Below are 16938 nucleotides of genomic sequence, written 5' to 3'. Positions count from 1 at the left end.
ATGTCTCGCGCAGCCGGCCACTTTTCGCTAACCTGCTTCTTCCATGTCCACACTTGCACTTGATCCCGTCGTGGCCTTGCCGATCGGTCCGCCGCCGCCTGCGCCCGATGTGCCCAACCCCATGCCGCCACCGCCGCCCGGCCCGCCGCCGGAAGGCGATCCACCGCCTGCCGAGCCGCCATTTACCGACCCCGGCTTTCCGCCGCCGGTGGTGGACCCGCCGCCCATGCAGACCGCAAGCGCGGTGCCTTTCGGAAAGCCGCACGCGCGGCGGCTGCGCGAAATCTATCGCTCGGCCGGCTGGCCCTGCTGCGACGCCATCGAGGTCGAGCTGCTGGCGGGCGGGTTTCTCGAGCGCGTGCGCACGCCGCACGGCCACGAGACCTTGCGCGTCACCGACGCCGGTATTGCCCGCATTGCCACCACGCTCACCATCAACCGCGCGGCACTCTCGCCGCACGAGGCATTGGTCGAACGCGTGGCACGCGAAATGACACGCGGCGGCCGTATCGCCTGGCGTGGCCTGGGCCTGCGGGCGCGCCTGCCGCCGCTCGAAGAGGGCGGCAAGCCGCGCTGGTGCATTGCAAAGCCCGATGTGTTTTCGATTCGCAATACCAGCGTCGAGGCTTATGCGCACCCCATCGTGCATGAAGTAAAGGTGAGCCGCGCCGACTTGCTGGGCGACCTGCGCAAGCCCGACAAGCGCGCCGCCTACCTCGACTTGGGCGGCGAGTGCTGGTACGTGCTGGGCAACGACGCGCGTGGCCGCTGCATCGCGTCGCCCGACGAAATTCCGCAGGAGTGCGGCGTGCTGGTGCTCGAAGGCGAACGGCTGGTGGTGGCGCGCGCCGCAGTGCATCGCGCGTTCGACCGTATTCCGTTCGGCGTGTGGCTGGCGCTTGCAAAGGCGCAACCCATTGCGGGCTTCGATGACGATGCGCAGGACATGCTGGGCGACGATGCGCATTGAGTGACGGCCTGCACGGCCGCACCGCCCCTTATCGGGCCTCGGGCCACCACTGCTCGGCCGTCGTGCGAATGATGCGCGCCGCCTGCAGGCGGATGTTCTTGCCGTCGTCCTCGCGCTCCTTGTCTGAGACCACGCGAAAAGGCCAAGTTGAAATGCGGCCCGCATGCGGGCGCGGCTGCGAGCGCCTCAGCGGCGAAAAAAACAGGATCCGCGCAGAAGGCGCTGGCGGGCTGGCGGTGGTCATGGTGTCGCCTCGAATGTTGCTCTGGGAGACGAGTAATTCTAGAGGAAACACTGTATGAACGTACAGTATATTTGCGCTGTCTCAAATGCTGAGAAGCGGATGCGCGGCCTTCGGCACGTCCGGCCCGCTGCGCAGGTTGCGTTCGATGAACTCGCGGGCAATGGCATCCAGGTTGGCCGGCGCCGGCGCGACGAAGGACATGCGGTATTTCAGCAGCCGGCCGTTGCGCCCCGTGAGAAAGGTGAACGACTCGTAGGTCTTCTTGCTCTGGGCGTGAACCACGCGAAAGCTCACGCGCCGGAAGGCCTGCCCGTCGATCAGCTCATCGCGCACCGGGCCGACTTCCACCTTGGCATAGACACCTCTCGCGCCCGCAAGCCGGACCTCTTCCACGGCGGCCTTGAAGTGCTCGTCGAACTCCGGGTCGGCGATGCCGGCTGCCCAGTCGCTGCGCTTCATGCCGTACACGTACACATCGACCCACCCCACCTTGCTTTGGTACCGGTGGCTCATGCCCAGCCCGGGCTGCCCGGCCTCGTACGAAGTCGAGCGCACATACTGCCACTGCACCGTGCCGGCAGCCGGAGCCGAGGCGACGGGAGGTCTCGCGGGCGGCGTGGTGCAGCCCGCGAGCAGGGCTGCAGCCGTCAAGATCAAGGCAGGCCAGCGCTTCGTCATCTGGGGCCTGCCTGAAACGGGTGGTGCGCCTCGGCCGTCAGTCCGGCCGGACTTCGAAATACGCTTCGTCGGCTTCGCCCAGTGCCCGAAAGCCCGCGGTCTTGGCCGATTCGTAGGCCTTGGCCCAGCTTGCGGCCAGCGCAATGTCGTCTCTCGTGAGTTCGTCGGCACTCGACTCGCTGGCGTTTTCGAAGGCCTTCAGCGCCTGCGTCACGCCGTCGCCCAGCAGTTTGTCGAGTTCGCGCCGGAAGCGCGACTCCGCCGCGGAAATGACTTCGGCCGGTGCGCCGGGGAAGTCGATCAGGTTCACTGTGTAGCTCATGGGTGGGATGCTACGTGATGGCAACAGCCCCGCCCTCCGGTGACGTTGTTGCCGCGCATGTCAGGGATGTGCCGCCAGCTGTGTGCCCGCGCTCACGCCGCCGCTTGCAGCCAACGCCTCGGGCGGCATCGCAGCCACCGTCTCGGGCTGCGTTTTGATCGAGGCGCAACGGCCGTAGGTGTCGTCGAAGCGGACGATGTCGTCCTCGCCCAGGTAGCTGCCGGTCTGCACCTCGATCACTTCGAGCATGGTCTTGCCCGGGTTCTCGAGCCGGTGGATCGCGCCCGAAGGCAGGTAGATGGATTCGTTCTCCCGCACCAGGCTGACCTGGCCGTCGCACGTGGCCCTGGCCGTGCCGCGCACCACGATCCAATGCTCGGCGCGGTGGTGGTGCATTTGCAGCGACAGCTTGGCGCCCGGGTTCACCGTGAGGCGCTTCACCTGGAAGCGGTCGCCGAAGTCGAGCCTGTCGTAGGCGCCCCAGGGCCGCACCACGCGCCGGTGTTCGGTCGCTTCGGCCTGGCCTTGCTGTGCGAGCATGCGCACCACCTCGCCCACCTGCTCGGCGCAATCCGACTTTGCCACCAGCACGGCGTCGGGCGTGTCCACGATGATCAGGTCTTCGGTGCCCAGGGCAACCACCGGCCGGTGCGGCGCATGAATGAAGGTATTGCGCGAACGCAGCGTTCTGGCCTGGCCGCTCAGCCGGTTGCCGGTTCCGTCGTCCGGGTGCAGCGTGGCCACCGCGTTCCAGCTTCCCACATCGCTCCAGGCGCCTTCGAACTTCACCACGGCAATGTTCTGCTGCTTTTCGAGCACCGCGTAGTCGATGCTGTCGCTGCGGCAGGACTGGAAGGCCTCGGGATCGAGGCGGTCGAAACTGCCTTCGCTCGAAACGCCGGCAGTCGCGCGCTCGCAGGCCAGCAGGATGTCGGGCGCGTGGGCGTTCAACGCCGCAATCAGCGTGCTTGCCCGCACCAGGAAGATGCCCGCGTTCCAGCTGTAGCCACCGTGCAGGATCAGCGATTCGGCCACCGCCGCCGTGGGCTTTTCGACGAATCGCACCACGGCTCGGCTGCAGCCGTCGGCCGACACCGCGCCGGCTTCGATGTAGCCATAGGCGGTGCTTGCGAAAGAGGGCATCACACCGAAGGTCACGATGTGCCCCGCCAACGCCGCGTCCACGCCGCGCCGTATCGTTTCGGCGAACAGCGGTGTGTCGGGAATATGGTGGTCGGAGGGGGCGAACAGCAGCAGGTCGTCCTTGCCGGCGAGCAGTGCCGCCGCCGCCATGGCCGCTGCGGTGTTGCGCGCCATCGGCTCCAGGATCTGGCGTCCCGTCGCGCCGGCCTTCTCAACCGCCTCGCGCACCAGGAAGCGGTGGTCTTCGGATGCGATGCAGGTAATGTTGCGGTTCAGGCTGCACAGGCGCTCCAGGGTCATCTGCAGCAGGCTCTTGTCGCCGATCAGCGGTGCGAACTGCTTGGGAAGCGTCTTGCGCGAGAGCGGCCACAGGCGCGTGCCGCTGCCTCCGCAGAGCACGACGGGATGGATGATGGGGGTGTTCATTGCAACGTCCTTGATGAAGGTGGAGGCCGGCGCGCTCAGAGCTGCCCGGTGTTGGTGGCGAAGCTCACGGCCTGTGCGCGCGAATGCACTTGCAGCTTCTTGTAGATGTTCTTGATGTGGGCGTTGACCGTCTGCCCCGAGATTCCGAGCCTCATGCTGATCTCCTTCGACACGCAGCCGCGCGCCACGCAGCGAAGCACTTCGCGCTCGCGAGTCGTCAGCGTTACCTCGCGCTGCGGTGTTTCGACCGGAGGCGGTTCGCTGGTCTGCTGGTTCATGCGCGTGAGCAGGCGCCGCGCCAGCTTGGGCGTGATCGCCGCGCCGCCGTTCACCACCTGCAGCACCGCCTGCGCAAAGCTCTGCAGCCATGCATGCTTGAGCAGGTAGCCCGTGGCGCCGAGCTCGAAGGCATGCATCACATGAGCGTCGTCTTCCATGGCCGAGATCACGATGATTTCGCAGTAGCGGTGCAGCTTGCGTGCCTCGCGGATGAGCTCGAACCCCGATCCGTCGCCGAGCCGCAGGTCGACCATCAGCACGTCGAACTCGTGGGTCGTCAGCAGGCGGCGGCCGTCGCGCACGCTGCCGGCCTGCGCCTCCAGCTGGATGCGCATGTCCGACAGCAGCTCCTGGGCAATCACGCGGCGCATGAACTCGTCGTCGTCGACGAGCAGCACGCGGACCGGAGCATCTTCCTGCCCCGTCAGGAAATGCGGCCACAGCGGTTCGGCCGGAGGACAGACGCCGGACGGATAAACCGTGCGGCGCTCGGACGCCCGAGCGGAGTCAGGGGAGTCGGAAGAGTGAGGCGCGGTGTCGGACATGAAGGTTCCTAGAGAGTTGTTAGGGTTGGAGGAGGTTTCACGTTTGCATCGAGATACGCCGGCCCTACGGGGCTGGCAATTTGGGAGCCTCTGCAGGCAGCTTTGAAGAAGTCATGGCCTGGATCCGGTGGGAGCGGGAACCGCGAGCGGCTCGGCCACGCAACGCATCAGCTCGCGCTCCAGGCGCTGAAGAATGGCGTTGCGGTCCAGCTCTGTTTCCGCGAAGGAACGGGCGGCCGCACCCATGGCTTCGCGTTGCGGGCGAGACATCGCGAGCTGCGCGATGGCGTCGGCCAATGCGTCCGCGTCGCCGGGGGCAACCACCATGCCGCGGCCGGACACCACGTTGCTCAGTTCGGTGCCCTCATGGGCCGTCACGATCACGGCCTTGCCGCTCGCGAGCATGCCGGCCAGCTTCGAAGGCATGACCAGGTCCGCGGCGTCGGCGCGCTGCGGCAGCACGTGGATGTCCGCCATGCCCAGCAGTTCGTTGAGCCGCTCGGCAGGCTGCAAGTCGATGAAGTGGACGCGCGGCAGGTTCGCGCAGGCGGCCTTCAGCGGCTCGCGGCTCGGGCCGTTGCCGCAGAAGACAAAGTGGATATGCGCCGCCGCGACCAGGCGGTGCGCCGCATCGGCCAGCAGCTCGATGCCCTGCTTGGCCCCCAGGCTTCCCGCGTAGAGCACCACCACCTCGTCCGCCGGAATGCCGAGCATGTTCCGGTAGCCGGTGGTGCCGTCTGCATCCGATGCACCGGCGGGTTGCGGAAAGATCGAACGCACATCCACCCAGTTGGGCAGCAGCACCAGCCGGGTTTCGTCGATGCCCTTGTCCCTTGCCTTGTCGAGCATGGCGGCCGAGATGGTCGATACGCGGTTGAACCGACCCAGCAGCCAGCGCTCCACCGAGAGCGCGAAGCGCCGCACCCGCGCGCCGCGCACCAGGCCCATGCCAAAGGCGGCGTCCACCTCGTAGTCCTGGATGTGCAGCCACGACTTGATGCCCAGCATCCGCGAGAAGAAGAGCACGGACGGCGCGCAGAAAAGGGGCGGCTCGACCACGAAGACCAGGTCCGGCTTCCAGCGGATCTGCGCGAAGAGCAAAGGCATGCTCGACACCATGAAAGAGAAGAGGTGCGCCAGGCGCGCCAGCGCCCGGGGCCGCGCGGGCACCCAGGTCGGGGCGCGCCAGACGGTGATGCCGTTCCAGTCCGTCTTGCGGTAGGCCCAGGCCGAATGCCCTTCGGACACTGCCCAGTTCGGAAAGAAGGGCGGCGATGCGATTACGCGCACGTCATGGCCCTTTGCATGCAGCCACTGCGCCATCTCGCCCGAGTACTTGCCGATGCCGACCAGCTCGGGCGTGAAGTTCATCGAGTAAAGCAGAATTTTCACGACGCCCTTTCAAAGGAACCGCGGACCAGCCGCACGATCGGATAGAAGCCGAACAGCGCGCGCATGCGCACCTCGTAGAGAAGAAAGTCGGACACGAAGGCGATGAAGAAAACGTAGTGCGGCTTGCCCGGAAAAACCGACACCACCACGCCGTACGACAGCAGCCGAAGCGCCACCTCGAGCAATGCCCAGCCGCCGAGCGCGGCCACCGGGCTCTTGAGTGCGAGCAGCATCTCGTGGTGGATCGTGTAGGTGCGCAGCAGGAAATACGGCGCAATGCACAGGAAGATCTCCAGCGCCTCGTGCCCCACCTTGAGCAGCGGTGCGGCAACCGTGATGAGCGCGGCCAGCGCGGCAAAGAGCGCGCAGCCCAGCAGGAACGATTGCCTGGCCAGCTGCAGCGTCGACGCATCGAGCTTGCCGGCCTCGGCGCCGAGCATGGCGCGCGTCTTCGTATAGAGAAACGCCTGCACGAACTGCGACGGGGCTTCCGCCAGCAGAAAGGCGACCTTGAAAGCGCCCACGTATCCGAGCGGCATGAAGAAGGCGATCACCAGCAGGTCCGACTTGCGAAGCAGGAACATCAGCAGCGAATAGACGGTGGCGCCGCCCTGCGACTGGAGACGCAGCGCGGGCCGGCCACGCGGCGGTCCCGCGGCCCACCCGGTGCGCATGCTGGCCGCCCCTACGAGCAAGAAGGCCACGAGGTTGATGAGCAGCAGCTGCCAGGCACCCAGTTCGAACCCCAGCACGATGAGAGCTGCGACGCCGAGCACCAGGATGCTCGACCGGATGCCCGTCTCCAGGTTGAGCAACCCCGCGTAGCCCATCCCCCGGCTATAGGAAAGGCGCAGGCTGATGAACGAGAACACTGCGAGCGTGGAAACGATCAACGCAAAGGGCACGCCCACCACCGGCAGGTGTTGAACCTTCAGGATCAGCGCGACCAGCAGCGTGGCCAGCGGAATGCCGATGGCCAGCGTGCGCAGCACGTCGCCCCGGCTCACGCCCGGCGGCACGCTGGCGGCTTCGCGCGAGAACAGCAGCGAACTGCCCAGCGTTCCCACCATCAGCGCCGCTTCCAGCACCGATTGGTAGATCGAGTACTCGCCGAACTCCGCGGGCGAGACATACGCCGCCATCAGAAACACGGCCAGGAAGCCCGACATGTAGGCATAGAGCCGCGAAGCCAGCGCACCCAGGCCGCGCAGCTGCACCGCGCGAAAGCCGGGCAGGGTGATGGAGCGGTCTAGGAGGTTCATGGCGTGCGCCTGTTGCGTGCTGGCCGCGTCATTTCGGCGCGGAAGCGCCCGCGAAGCGGCCGGCAGCGGCTGCACGCTGGGCGAGCAGCCCGCGGCCGAAGGCCCAGTTCTTGGCGCGCCGCGCCGCCTGCAACGCATATGTCAGCGCGGCGGCCGTGTGCACGCGGCCATGCAGCACGTGCGACATGGCCATCTTTGCGCTGCCCTGGAAGTGCAGGGCCATCACGCCCACCAGTTCGCCGGCCGGCGTCACCACGCTGGGCTGGCCGTCGACGTACACGATGCGCTTTGCGCCGCCCCGCGCCTGGAATTCGTTCAGCAGCAGGTTGTGGCCGCCGTTGATGTTGTGGTCGATCATCCGTCCGCCGAACACGCGGTTGATCGGGTCTGCATTGCCGCTCGCCTGGGCCCAGAGGTGAAGCAGCGTCATGTCGGACACGCCGCCGCGCACGCCGCGGGCCGCGAACCGCGCCGCGATCGCGCGCAGCTTCCGGCGGCCGGCGGGCGTGGCGTAGGTGTTGAGCACAAAGGCGATGAAGCGTTGCAGGCCCATCGCGGTCCAGTAGCTCACATGCGGCGATATCTGGCATGGGTCCCACCCGTCGCGGGGGCGCACGTACGAGCCGGAGAAATCCGCCTTTCCGGACACGCGCCGGATGTGCGCGCCGACGCCGCGAAACAGCAGCACGTCGCTGTCGATCAGCACGAACTCGCGGCACTCCGGATGTGCCTTGAGGTACTCGGCCAAGAGGAAGTAGCGCCGGAAGCAGATCTTCTCGAACTCCGGCGAGTTGCTCGACAGGTGCACATAGTGGCTGCATAGGCGCGCGTAGTCGGGGCCTGCGTCGGTGCCCGCCAAAACGACAAGGTGTTCCTCGGCCAGTGCCGCCGATTCGCGGCACAGCAGCAGGGTCTTGTTCTGGCGGTCTTCCACCACGATGAATGCGAGAGCGTTGGTCATGGGTTATTGAAAAAAATGGCGTGGGTAGTGGGTCGGCACTCAGGGCCGCGGCGCTGTGGCGTTTCGCACCAGCGCGACGTGGGTGGGTAGAAAGCGGTAGTCCGCGTCCAGCGGCAGGTCGAGCGTGAACAGCCCACCGCGGGCTTTCGCATCGGCAATCCAGTCGCGCAGCTGGTCGGCCGTGAAGCGCGGCGCAGTGGTCTGGCCCCACGACGAGCCGAGCGGCGTGAGCACATGGAACGCCAAGCCCGATGCGGGAGTGGTGGAAGGCACCGAAGGCGCCGGAGGCTGCAGGAGCTCCCCGGCCATGAGGTTCTGGCACGGCGCGGCCTTGGCACTGAAGCGCTGCGGGCCCTCGCCGGAGTTGAACGCGAGCCACCGCTTCGGCGCGCCGGTGCGCGCGGCGGCGCAGAGCCCGTTCCAGTCTTCCGCCGACATGCCCTTGGTGTTGTAGACCCCGTCGAACCACCAGCCCTTGGCAAGCGCGCCGTAGTGTTCCGACCATTCCCGCACCACCGCGGTCCATCCGGCGATGAAGCGCGCGGGCGGCGGCTTCTGCTCCGAAACGTCGCCCAGGCAATCCATCAGGTAGGCGTCGCCCTGCGGCGCGCGGAAGGGCAGGTACAGCACCAGCCCGATGCCGCGGCGCTGCAGGGCGCGGCCGATTTCCATCGGCAGGTCGCGCGGCGGGCGGTTCTCGATGCTGCCGGGGCACAGCAGCTCCAGCGCCGCATTGGGCGCGATGAACTGGCCGTTGTTCTGGCCCAGCGTCAGGATGAGGTAGGAGGCCCGCATGCGTGCGAGCGACGCGGCAAGCGCTTCGGCATCGAATCGCGCGACATCGGCAATGGTCTGTTTGTCGGGCAGGTAATGCACCATCACGCCAAAGCCCGTCACAGGCGGTGCGGCCGATGCCGCGCAAGCCACGCACAGCAGCCATGCCGGGAGAAGCCGCCGAAGAGCGCCTGCAAGCCTGGTCATTACATGGCCCCCGCGAGCGAAACGGCTTCATGCTTGAGCGTGAGGTAGCGCCTTGCCACGGTGCCCGGCGCGCAGGCTTCGGCGAGGGTCCAGGCCGGCTGCTTGGAGCGGTGCTCGGCCAGGTAGCGCGACAACCCGTCGAGGTCGGTGGCGCCGTTGCCGATGAGGAAGGCGTAGTCGCCGAACAGCTCCCGGTGCACCGGAATGTCCGACAGCAGCAGCGGCACGCCCAGCGTGGCAGCCTCGGCGGCGGACAGGTTGAAGCCCTCGAACGCCGAAAGCGAAATGAACGCCGCCGCGCCGCAGTACAGCTGCGTCAGTTCCTTGCGCGAGACCATTCCTCTATGGCGCACGCAGCCGCTGATGGCGGGTCCCATAAGGGCGGCCATCCGCTTCACTTCCGCCGCACCGTTGCCGGTGACGTCCAGCCAGTCGACCAGGCCCTCCCGCTTCATGCGTTCGAACAGCTTCAGCGTGCCGTCGAAGTTCTTGTGGGGGTAGTAGTGGTACGAAGCAATGAGGTAGCGCTCTCCAATGACAGCCGCGCGCCCCGGCTTGACCGGTCCCGGCGGGCCGGGCGAGCGGGTTGCCTCCACCGGATTGAAGATGACCGTCGGGTGCTCGCAGCGTCCGAAGTAGCGCTCGAAATCCTGCTGGCTGCTTCTGCTGATGAACACCACGTCAGCCGCGCTGCGCGCCACGCGCCGCAGGCACCAGTCGAGCCACAAGCGCTTGGTGCGGCTGAAGTACTGCGGGTAGGCCTTGTACTGCAGGTCGTGAATTACCACGATCGAATCGCGGTGGCGCCCGAAAAGCGTGAACGGCAGAAAGTAGTTGGGGAACAGCGAGAACACGGTCTCGCCGGACACCAGTGCCCGCAGCCGGTGATAGTTGTAGAGCAGTATCTCCACCAGGAAACGGCTGACCCTCAGGCGCTGCGCGACGGCGTAGATGCCCGGGTGCCGCTCGCTGATCGGCTGGATGTGGTCGCCCTTGCACATGCGCATCCGGCGCAGCAGAAGATCGGACACGTTCAGCACGCCGCCCGCGCCCTTGTTGAGGCTGATCGAGTCGTAGAAGAGGTATTTGTACATGTTGAAACCTCACGTCGTGCCGTGCGCGTACATCGCCGCCCCGCGGCCCGGCTGGCGAAAGCGCGAACTCAGCAGCCCGGCAAAAACCGCCGCGATCAGCCCCGAGGCCGCGAACGGGCCCCAACCCAGAATCGGCCCCCGCATGAAGGGCACGTATGCAGCCAGCAGCACCAGTGCGCAGAGGTAGGTGGCAGACAGCGCGGCATGCGGTTGGTCCACCTTGTCGAGCATGCGGAACAAGGCCGAGACCGCCAGTCCGAGCATCACCGGACCTGCCAGGCCGAAGTCGAAGTACGCCGTGGTGAATGGCGGCAGCGAGAGATTGCTCTGCGAGAAGTTGCCCAGCACGGCCGGCCATCCGAGCGGGTCGAACTCCGGGTACATCTTCAGGCTGCGCGGCAGCATGAAGGAGAAGGCCGACAGCAGGTAGCGGCCGAAACCGAGTTCGGGTTCGGGCGCGCGCTCCAGCAGTCCGGCCACGACGTACATCGCGTCGAAGTCCTGGCTGTAGGGAAAGGTGGTGAGCGTCTCGCCCCAGAAGCTGCCGCGCGAAATCAGGTTCAGTACCGGGCCAAGTCCGGCGATGGCACCGAAGATCAGCATGGCCAGCAGCCAGCGGCGCTTCACGCCGAGCACGTAGATGAAAAGCGGCAGCAGGCCGATCAGCAGGATCTGCCGCGGCGTGTTGACGGGGTAGGCCGCAATGCCGGCCAGCACCAGCGCAAAGCCGGCGGCGCACCACGACCAGATCGTCCGGCGGCGGTATGCGTGGATAGCCAGTGCCACGAAGCACATCAGCACGATGAGCTTCGGCAGCGTCGAATAGACGATGAAATCGACCGGAAGGTTCTGGCCTTCGTCGGGCAGGCCGCGCGCGATGAAGTTCAGGTCGGGGCGGATGAACAGCGACGCGAACGCCGCAACCGTGCCGCTCAGCAGCAGCAGCACGGGGTGCGCAACGCCGGCGATCTGCGTCTCGGGCAGCCCGGCCCCGCGCGCGAAGGCCGGCGCTGCCGCCTCGTGCATGCCGAACCTGGCGGCCTCCACACCCGCCATGTACAGCAGCAGCAGCGTGATGGCTTGTGTGTGCGCACCCGCGCCGATCACGCCCGTGTCCCAGAACGAAACGTCGGCCGCGATCTGCATGGCCGGCGCCACCGAGAAGTAGGTGAGGACCGCGGTGTAGTGGATCAGCAGGAACGTGCTCGTCCCGGGGGCGCCGAGCATTGCAAGCTGCACCAGCGAGAGCACGCACACCGCCGCGTAGCCCCAGACCGGGTCTACCTGGGCGCATGCGAACGCAGCCGCAATGCCGAACCAGAAGCAGAGTGTTCTCATGACAGGGCCTTGTGCGGTGGAGGTGGGCGTTCGGCTCAGGCGTGGGCGATCTCTTGGACCGGACGGATCGCCTCCTGGTATGCCGCATAGGTGCGGCGCAGGCCTTCTTCGAGCGGCACCGTGGCGTGCCACCCGATGGCCGCTGCGCACGACACATCGAGCAGCTTCCTGGGCGCGCCGTCCGGCTGCGAGGTGTCGAAGCGGATCCGGCCGCTGTAGCCGACGACGTCGCCGATCAGCGCCGCCAGTTCGCCGATCGACAGGTCTTCACCCGTGCCGAGATTGATGTGCGCGCACATGGGCGTGGTGTGCTGCTCGTAGCTGTCGCGCGTCATGTCCATGACTGCGATGCAGCCGTCGGCCATGTCGTCGACATAGAGGAACTCGCGACGCGCGCGGCCGGTGCCCCAGATCACCACCTCGGACGCGTTTTCCGTCTTGGCCAGGTGAAAGCGCCTGATGAGGGCCGGGACCACGTGGCTGTTCTGCGCGTGGTAGTTGTCGCCGGGCCCGTACAGGTTGGTCGGCATCACGCTGCGGTAGTCGATGCCGTGGGAGGCACCGTATTGCCGGTTGTAGCTCTCGCACAGCTTGATGCCTGCAATCTTGGCGATTGCATAAGGTTCGTTCGTCGGCTCGAGCTTGCCGCTGAGCAGCGCATCTTCGTGGATGGGCTGCTCGGCAAGCCGCGGGTAGATGCAGCTCGAGCCGAGGAACAGGAGACGCCTGACGTTCGCAAGGAACGCCTGGTGCGTGACATTGGCGGCGATCAGGAGGTTCTGGTAGATGAACTCCGCCGGGTAAGTCATGTTGGCGTGGATGCCGCCGACCCTTGCCGCCGCGAGATAGACCTGGTCGATCTGCTCGGTGGCGAAGAACCGGCGCACTGCCTCCTGGTCGAGCAGGTCGAGCTCTTCACGTCCGCGCGTGACGACCTCGTGCCCGAGGCTGCGCAGGCGCTTCATGAGCGACTGACCCACCATGCCGCGATGACCAGCAACGTATATACGCATATGTTCTTTCGGTTGAAGGTTGAGGATTGAGATGTCGGAACAGGGAGTGCACGGGCCTCGGCGCCTAGCCGGAACCCTTGGCGCCGGCCACCACCAGGAAGGTCTTCAGCAGGATCGCGAGGTCCTGGCGCAGCGACAGCGTGGCGACGTAGTCGGCGTCCATGGCGGCCCTGCGCCGGTAGCTGACTTCGCTGCGCCCGCTCACCTGCCACAGGCCGGTGATGCCAGGGCGTACCGAGCAGTAGTGGCCCCAGTAAGGGCCGTACAGGTCCTTCTGCGAGAACATGCAGGGGCGCGGGCCGACCATGCTCATGTCGCCCTTGAGCACGTTCCAGAACTGCGGCAGCTCGTCGAGGCTGTACTTGCGCAGGAACGCGCCGAAGGGCGTGATGCGCGGGTCATGCTCCAGCTTCTGGTACATGTCCCATTGCCGGCGCGCCTCTTCGTTCTCGCGCAGGTGCCGCGCCAGCACCGCGTCGGAGTCGGCCACCATCGAGCGGAACTTGTAGAAGCTGAAGACACGCCCATCCCGTCCGTAGCGCGGCTGCTTGTAGATCGCCGGGCCGCCGGAGGTCAGCAGCACGCCGATCCAGACCAGCGCATAGGCCCACCCCATGAACAGGAAGAAGCAACTCGCCATTGCGATGTCCGCACCGCGCTTGGTGGCCATCAGCAACCGCGAATTGCCCGCCCACTGGACGGGAGCATTCGATGGCAAGGTGTTCACGCCGTGGCTCCCTCCGTTGCCGCCGCGGCCGCGACCGGCGTTGCGGGCCGGGGCAGTTCGGCGGGCGCGGTCGGATAGTCGTGCGCGCGCAGCCTGTAGGCACCGTAGCGATAGGCAAGGCTGCCGTAGTAGCGGCGGCGGGTGTCCAGCGCGTTGAGTACCACGCCCTGGAAATGCGCACCGGCGTGCCTCAGCTGCTTGACGCTTTCGGTCAGGTCGCCCAACTCGTTGTCGCCGGCGCGGGCGACCATTAGCAGGGTTCCCATGCAGGTCGCCATCTCGGCCGTTTCCGACGCGAGGAGCGTGGGCGGCGTGTCGACAATCACCACGTCGTAGCGCGTCGAAACCTTCTCGAGCACGCGTGCGAATGCATCGCTTGTGAGAAGGCCCGTCGGGTCGGACGGCAACACGCCTGTCGTCATCACGTCGAGATGCGGCAGAACCCCCTTGTGGATGGCGCTGTCGAGTTCGATGGCGCCCTGGATCAGTTCCGAGAGGCCGCCGCTGCGCTTCAGGCCGAAGCGGGGTGCCACGCTGCTGCGCCGGAGGTCGGCATCGATCAGCAGCACGCACCGGCCGCTCGATGCAAGCACCGCCGCAAGGTTGGAAGACACGAAGGTCTTGCCCGCGCCGGGCGTGGCGCTGGAGATCATGATCCGGTTGTTCAGCGCCCGCGGCATCGCAAACTTGAGCGCGGTGCGTAGCCGCCGCAGTCCCTCGAGCGCCGGGTCGTCCGGATGAGCCGCCGCCAGCAGGTGCATGCCGGGCTTGCCTTGGAGCACGGCGCGGTCGAGGTGGCGCTGCCGGTCGCTCAGCGTGACCGTGCTGTACACGTCCAGGCCGGTGTGGGTTTCGATCTCGGCCGGGCTGGCAATGGTGTTGCGCCACGACCTGCGCATGAAGGTCGAGGCCGCGCCGACGAAGAGGCCCGCCAGCAGCGCAAGCGCCATGGTGATCGAGGCCTTGGGCCGGATCTGCTTCTCGGGCGTCAGTGCCTGGTCGAGCACACGCACGTTGCCGATGCGTCCTTCCTTGGCGAGCCGCATCTGCAGCGAGCTGTTGAGCAGCGACACGTAGAGGTCCGTATTGACCTTGATGTCCCGCTGCATGCGCAGCGAGTCCTGCTGCATCATCGGCATGCGGCGGATGCGCTGTTCCACGCCGCCCAGCGCCTTCTTCAGCGACGCAATCTGCGCGTCGATGGTCATGACGCTCGGGTCGCGGGCCGTGAAGCGCTCGGTGAGCTCCAGCCGCTTCTGCGTTGCGTCGAAGAGCTTCGTCTGCAGGTCGATGTTCTGCGACAGCGCATTGCGCGCCTCGTCATCGAGGCTGATCGTTCCGTTGCGATTGCGATACTGGTTGTAGACCTCTTCGGAGTTCTCCAGCTGCTGCTTGAACTTGGGCAGCTCGCCTCCCAGGAAGTTGAGCGCGCGCTGCGCCTGCGCCGTCTTCTGGTCGATGTTCACGCGGACATACAGGCGCGCGACTTCATTGAGAAGGTTCGCCAGCTGCATGCGGTTGCCGGTCTGCCAGCTCACTTCCATGACCGAGGACTGCTTGCCTTTTTCGATCACGCGAAGGTCCTTCTGCAGCTCCAGCAGAGTGAGCTGCTTCGATTGGCGCACCAGCGAGAAGGCCGCGCCCGGCAGCCCCGAGACGGAGCCCACCAGCAGGTGGAGGGGGCCGAGCGGGGTTTCGGCGTCGACCGGTGTCCCCACCTTGCCTTCGATCGGCGCTTCCAGCTTGGGATGGCTCAGGGAGTAGGCGCCGTTCTCGCCCGCGGTCAGCGTGAAGCGCGTGCCTTCGAGTTCGGCTGGCACGTCCATTTGCGCGACCACGATCTGCTCGTTACCGCTCACGTAGCCCGAAAGGCCCGCAAAGCCGGGTTCGGAGAGCTTCTTCGCGCGCCGTGCCAGCCATGGGCCGACGATCGGCACATAGAGCGGCTCGGCCTCGATGTAGAGCTTGGTGTTCTCGATGGCCTGCCCGAGCACGAGGCGCGACTTCAGGATTTCGGCCTCGCCCGCGGTAGGGGTCTTGGCATTCAGCGCGCTGCTCGCGGAGTCGCCGACCAGCGTGCCACCCGAGCGTTCCGGGTCCTCGACCTGGATGAGCACGTTGGCTTCGTACACGCGCGGGCCGAATAACGCGTAGGCCGCGCCGATCAGCAGTGCCACCGCGGTGATCTTCGCGATCTTCCATCGGTTGTCGATCAGCAGGTCGACATGCTCCCGCAGTCTTGAAGGAGGCTGCTCGGAAGCCGGCGCCGCATCTGTTGGGGCGGTAACCATGGGTTGCCAGTGCGCATTCATGAGATCACCTTTTTGGTTTGCCTGGACGAGGGGTGGCGAATGGGGATAGGGCGCTCAGCGCCGGTCGACGGTGCCGCCGAGGTTCACGACCTGCGCCGCGGGAAGGATCAGGCTGATGACGCGGTTCCATCGCACCAGCGGCACGGGGTCGATGTAGACGACGTCGCGCGCCTGCAGCGGAAAGCGGTCTGCCAGCGCCAATGCAACCGGGTTCTTCGCGTCGAGGTGGTACACCTCGGGCACTTCGCCGCGCGAATTGCGCACCACGTAGATCTGGCCGGGCGAAGAGGTCAGCAGGTCGGGCCCGCCCGCATCGCCCAGCGCCTCGTTCAGGCTCAGCCGGCCGTTGCGCATCAGCAGGGCGGAGGGGTTGCGGATCTCGCCCATCACATACACGCGGCTGTCCTCGCGGGTGCCCACGTTCACGAGGTCGCCGTTCTGCAGCGGGATGCGACTCGCATCGAAGCCGTAGCGCTGCAGCAGCGGCAGGTCGATGTTCAGCGTGCGCTCGCCGCGCGTGAGGGTCACGCGCGAGCGGTCGGCTGCGGTGGTAACGCTGCCGGCGCGGTTGATCGCCTCTGCAAGCGTCATCGGCACATCGGTGAAGATCTGCAGGCCCGGTGTGCGAACCTCGCCTTCCACGTACACGCGCCGGCTGCGGAACGACTGGATCCGCACGCTGACCAGCGGGTCTTTCACGAACGGCGAAATGCGCCGCGTGATCATGTCGGAGGCGCCGCTTTCCGTCATGCCCTCGACCTTGGTGCGCCCGATGTAGGGAAAGGTGATCTCGCCCGATCCGTCGACGATGAAGCCGGGAGCCACGCTCACGCCCGTCGGGTCCGACTGCTGCGAGATGACGGCGCCCGCGTTGGGCATGAGTTCCGGGTGCCGGTACACCACGATGCCGATCACGTCGCCTGGAGCGATCGTGTAGGCCGGTGCCTTGCCGAAGAGCTGGCGCACCTCCGCCGGCACGCCCTGCGGTTCCTGTGTGGCGCGCGTGCGGATCAGCTCGGGCGTGATGGGAACGATCTTCGGCTCGCCTTCCGCATGGGAAGTGCTCCAGCCGCTGGTGTCCGGCGTCTTGAAACCGGGAATCCCGCAGCCAGTCAGGCACAGCGGCAGCGCCAACGCGACCACCGACCCGATCCGGCGTCGGATGCGCGCGCGTTCGGAAGCTTGGACGGACGCGGGAGCAACGGGTGCGCCGCGCGAGGAACTGGCTGGGTCGAGGTGTGCCATGGGATG

Annotated in this window: 16 protein-coding genes; 1 reads left to right on the top strand and 15 read right to left on the bottom strand. The window is 66.7% G+C overall.

All coding sequences use genetic code 11. The features are described 5' to 3' along the window. Nucleotides 1-43: 43 nt before the first annotated feature. Nucleotides 44-970, top strand: coding sequence for a hypothetical protein (locus GOQ09_RS16425; RefSeq protein ID WP_157614481.1), 927 nt, complete (start codon nt 44-46; stop codon nt 968-970). A 28-nt stretch (nt 971-998) separates the two neighbouring features. Here the strand turns inward: GOQ09_RS16425 and GOQ09_RS16420 are convergent, their stop codons facing one another. The 15 genes from GOQ09_RS16420 to GOQ09_RS16350 form a co-directional block, all read right to left on the bottom strand. Beyond that, nucleotides 999-1214 (bottom strand): hypothetical protein, encoded by a 216-nt coding sequence (locus tag GOQ09_RS16420; protein ID WP_157614480.1) that lies wholly within the window; start codon nt 1212-1214, stop codon nt 999-1001. A gap of 81 nt (nt 1215-1295) precedes the next feature. Further along, nucleotides 1296-1892, bottom strand: coding sequence for a hypothetical protein (locus GOQ09_RS16415; protein WP_157614479.1), 597 nt, complete (start codon nt 1890-1892; stop codon nt 1296-1298). 37 nt (nt 1893-1929) lie between these two features. Beyond that, nucleotides 1930-2214 (bottom strand): hypothetical protein, encoded by a 285-nt coding sequence (locus GOQ09_RS16410; RefSeq protein WP_157614478.1) that lies wholly within the window; start codon nt 2212-2214, stop codon nt 1930-1932. Between the two features lie 60 nt (nt 2215-2274). Next, nucleotides 2275-3783, bottom strand: a complete 1509-nt coding sequence (locus GOQ09_RS16405; RefSeq protein WP_157614477.1) for a mannose-1-phosphate guanylyltransferase/mannose-6-phosphate isomerase — start codon at nt 3781-3783, stop codon at nt 2275-2277. Between the two features lie 35 nt (nt 3784-3818). Beyond that, nucleotides 3819-4607 carry a LuxR C-terminal-related transcriptional regulator gene (locus GOQ09_RS16400; protein WP_157614476.1) on the bottom strand — a complete coding sequence of 263 codons (789 nt, stop codon included), beginning with the start codon at nt 4605-4607 and terminating at the stop codon, nt 3819-3821. A gap of 111 nt (nt 4608-4718) precedes the next feature. Beyond that, the gene (locus GOQ09_RS16395; protein ID WP_157614475.1) at nt 4719-5999 is read right to left on the bottom strand and encodes a glycosyltransferase WbuB; all 1281 of its coding nucleotides are present in this window, start codon (nt 5997-5999) and stop codon (nt 4719-4721) included. After that, nucleotides 5996-7261, bottom strand: a complete 1266-nt coding sequence (locus GOQ09_RS16390; RefSeq protein WP_157614474.1) for an oligosaccharide flippase family protein — start codon at nt 7259-7261, stop codon at nt 5996-5998. Before GOQ09_RS16390 ends, GOQ09_RS16395 begins: the two co-directional genes overlap by 4 nt. A 28-nt stretch (nt 7262-7289) precedes the next feature. Further along, nucleotides 7290-8222, bottom strand: a complete 933-nt coding sequence (locus GOQ09_RS16385; protein WP_157614473.1) for a hypothetical protein — start codon at nt 8220-8222, stop codon at nt 7290-7292. A gap of 39 nt (nt 8223-8261) precedes the next feature. After that, on the bottom strand, nt 8262-9203 hold the full coding sequence (locus tag GOQ09_RS16380) for a hypothetical protein (RefSeq protein ID WP_157614472.1): 942 nt from the start codon (nt 9201-9203) through the stop codon (nt 8262-8264). Further along, nucleotides 9203-10297 carry a glycosyltransferase gene (locus GOQ09_RS16375; RefSeq protein WP_157614471.1) on the bottom strand — a complete coding sequence of 365 codons (1095 nt, stop codon included), beginning with the start codon at nt 10295-10297 and terminating at the stop codon, nt 9203-9205. The genes GOQ09_RS16380 and GOQ09_RS16375 overlap by 1 nt, the downstream gene beginning before the upstream one ends. A 9-nt stretch (nt 10298-10306) precedes the next feature. Further along, nucleotides 10307-11635, bottom strand: a complete 1329-nt coding sequence (locus GOQ09_RS16370; RefSeq protein WP_157614470.1) for a hypothetical protein — start codon at nt 11633-11635, stop codon at nt 10307-10309. A gap of 35 nt (nt 11636-11670) precedes the next feature. Further along, nucleotides 11671-12648: a GDP-L-fucose synthase family protein gene (locus GOQ09_RS16365; protein WP_157614469.1), complete on the bottom strand. Its 978-nt coding sequence runs from the start codon at nt 12646-12648 to the stop codon at nt 11671-11673. A gap of 64 nt (nt 12649-12712) precedes the next feature. Beyond that, nucleotides 12713-13375, bottom strand: a complete 663-nt coding sequence (locus GOQ09_RS16360; protein WP_157614468.1) for a sugar transferase — start codon at nt 13373-13375, stop codon at nt 12713-12715. Next, nucleotides 13372-15687: a polysaccharide biosynthesis tyrosine autokinase gene (locus GOQ09_RS16355; RefSeq protein WP_157614467.1), complete on the bottom strand. Its 2316-nt coding sequence runs from the start codon at nt 15685-15687 to the stop codon at nt 13372-13374. The genes GOQ09_RS16360 and GOQ09_RS16355 overlap by 4 nt, the downstream gene beginning before the upstream one ends. Before the next feature lie 54 nt (nt 15688-15741). Beyond that, nucleotides 15742-16932 (bottom strand): polysaccharide biosynthesis/export family protein, encoded by a 1191-nt coding sequence (locus tag GOQ09_RS16350; RefSeq protein WP_157614466.1) that lies wholly within the window; start codon nt 16930-16932, stop codon nt 15742-15744. Nucleotides 16933-16938 lie beyond the last annotated feature (6 nt).

The organism is Variovorax paradoxus, from assembly GCF_009755665.1.
Lineage (GTDB): Bacteria > Pseudomonadota > Gammaproteobacteria > Burkholderiales > Burkholderiaceae_C > Variovorax > Variovorax paradoxus_G.
The sequence above is the reverse complement of the archived record's forward strand: the minus strand, read 5'-3'. Positions and strand labels throughout refer to the sequence as shown.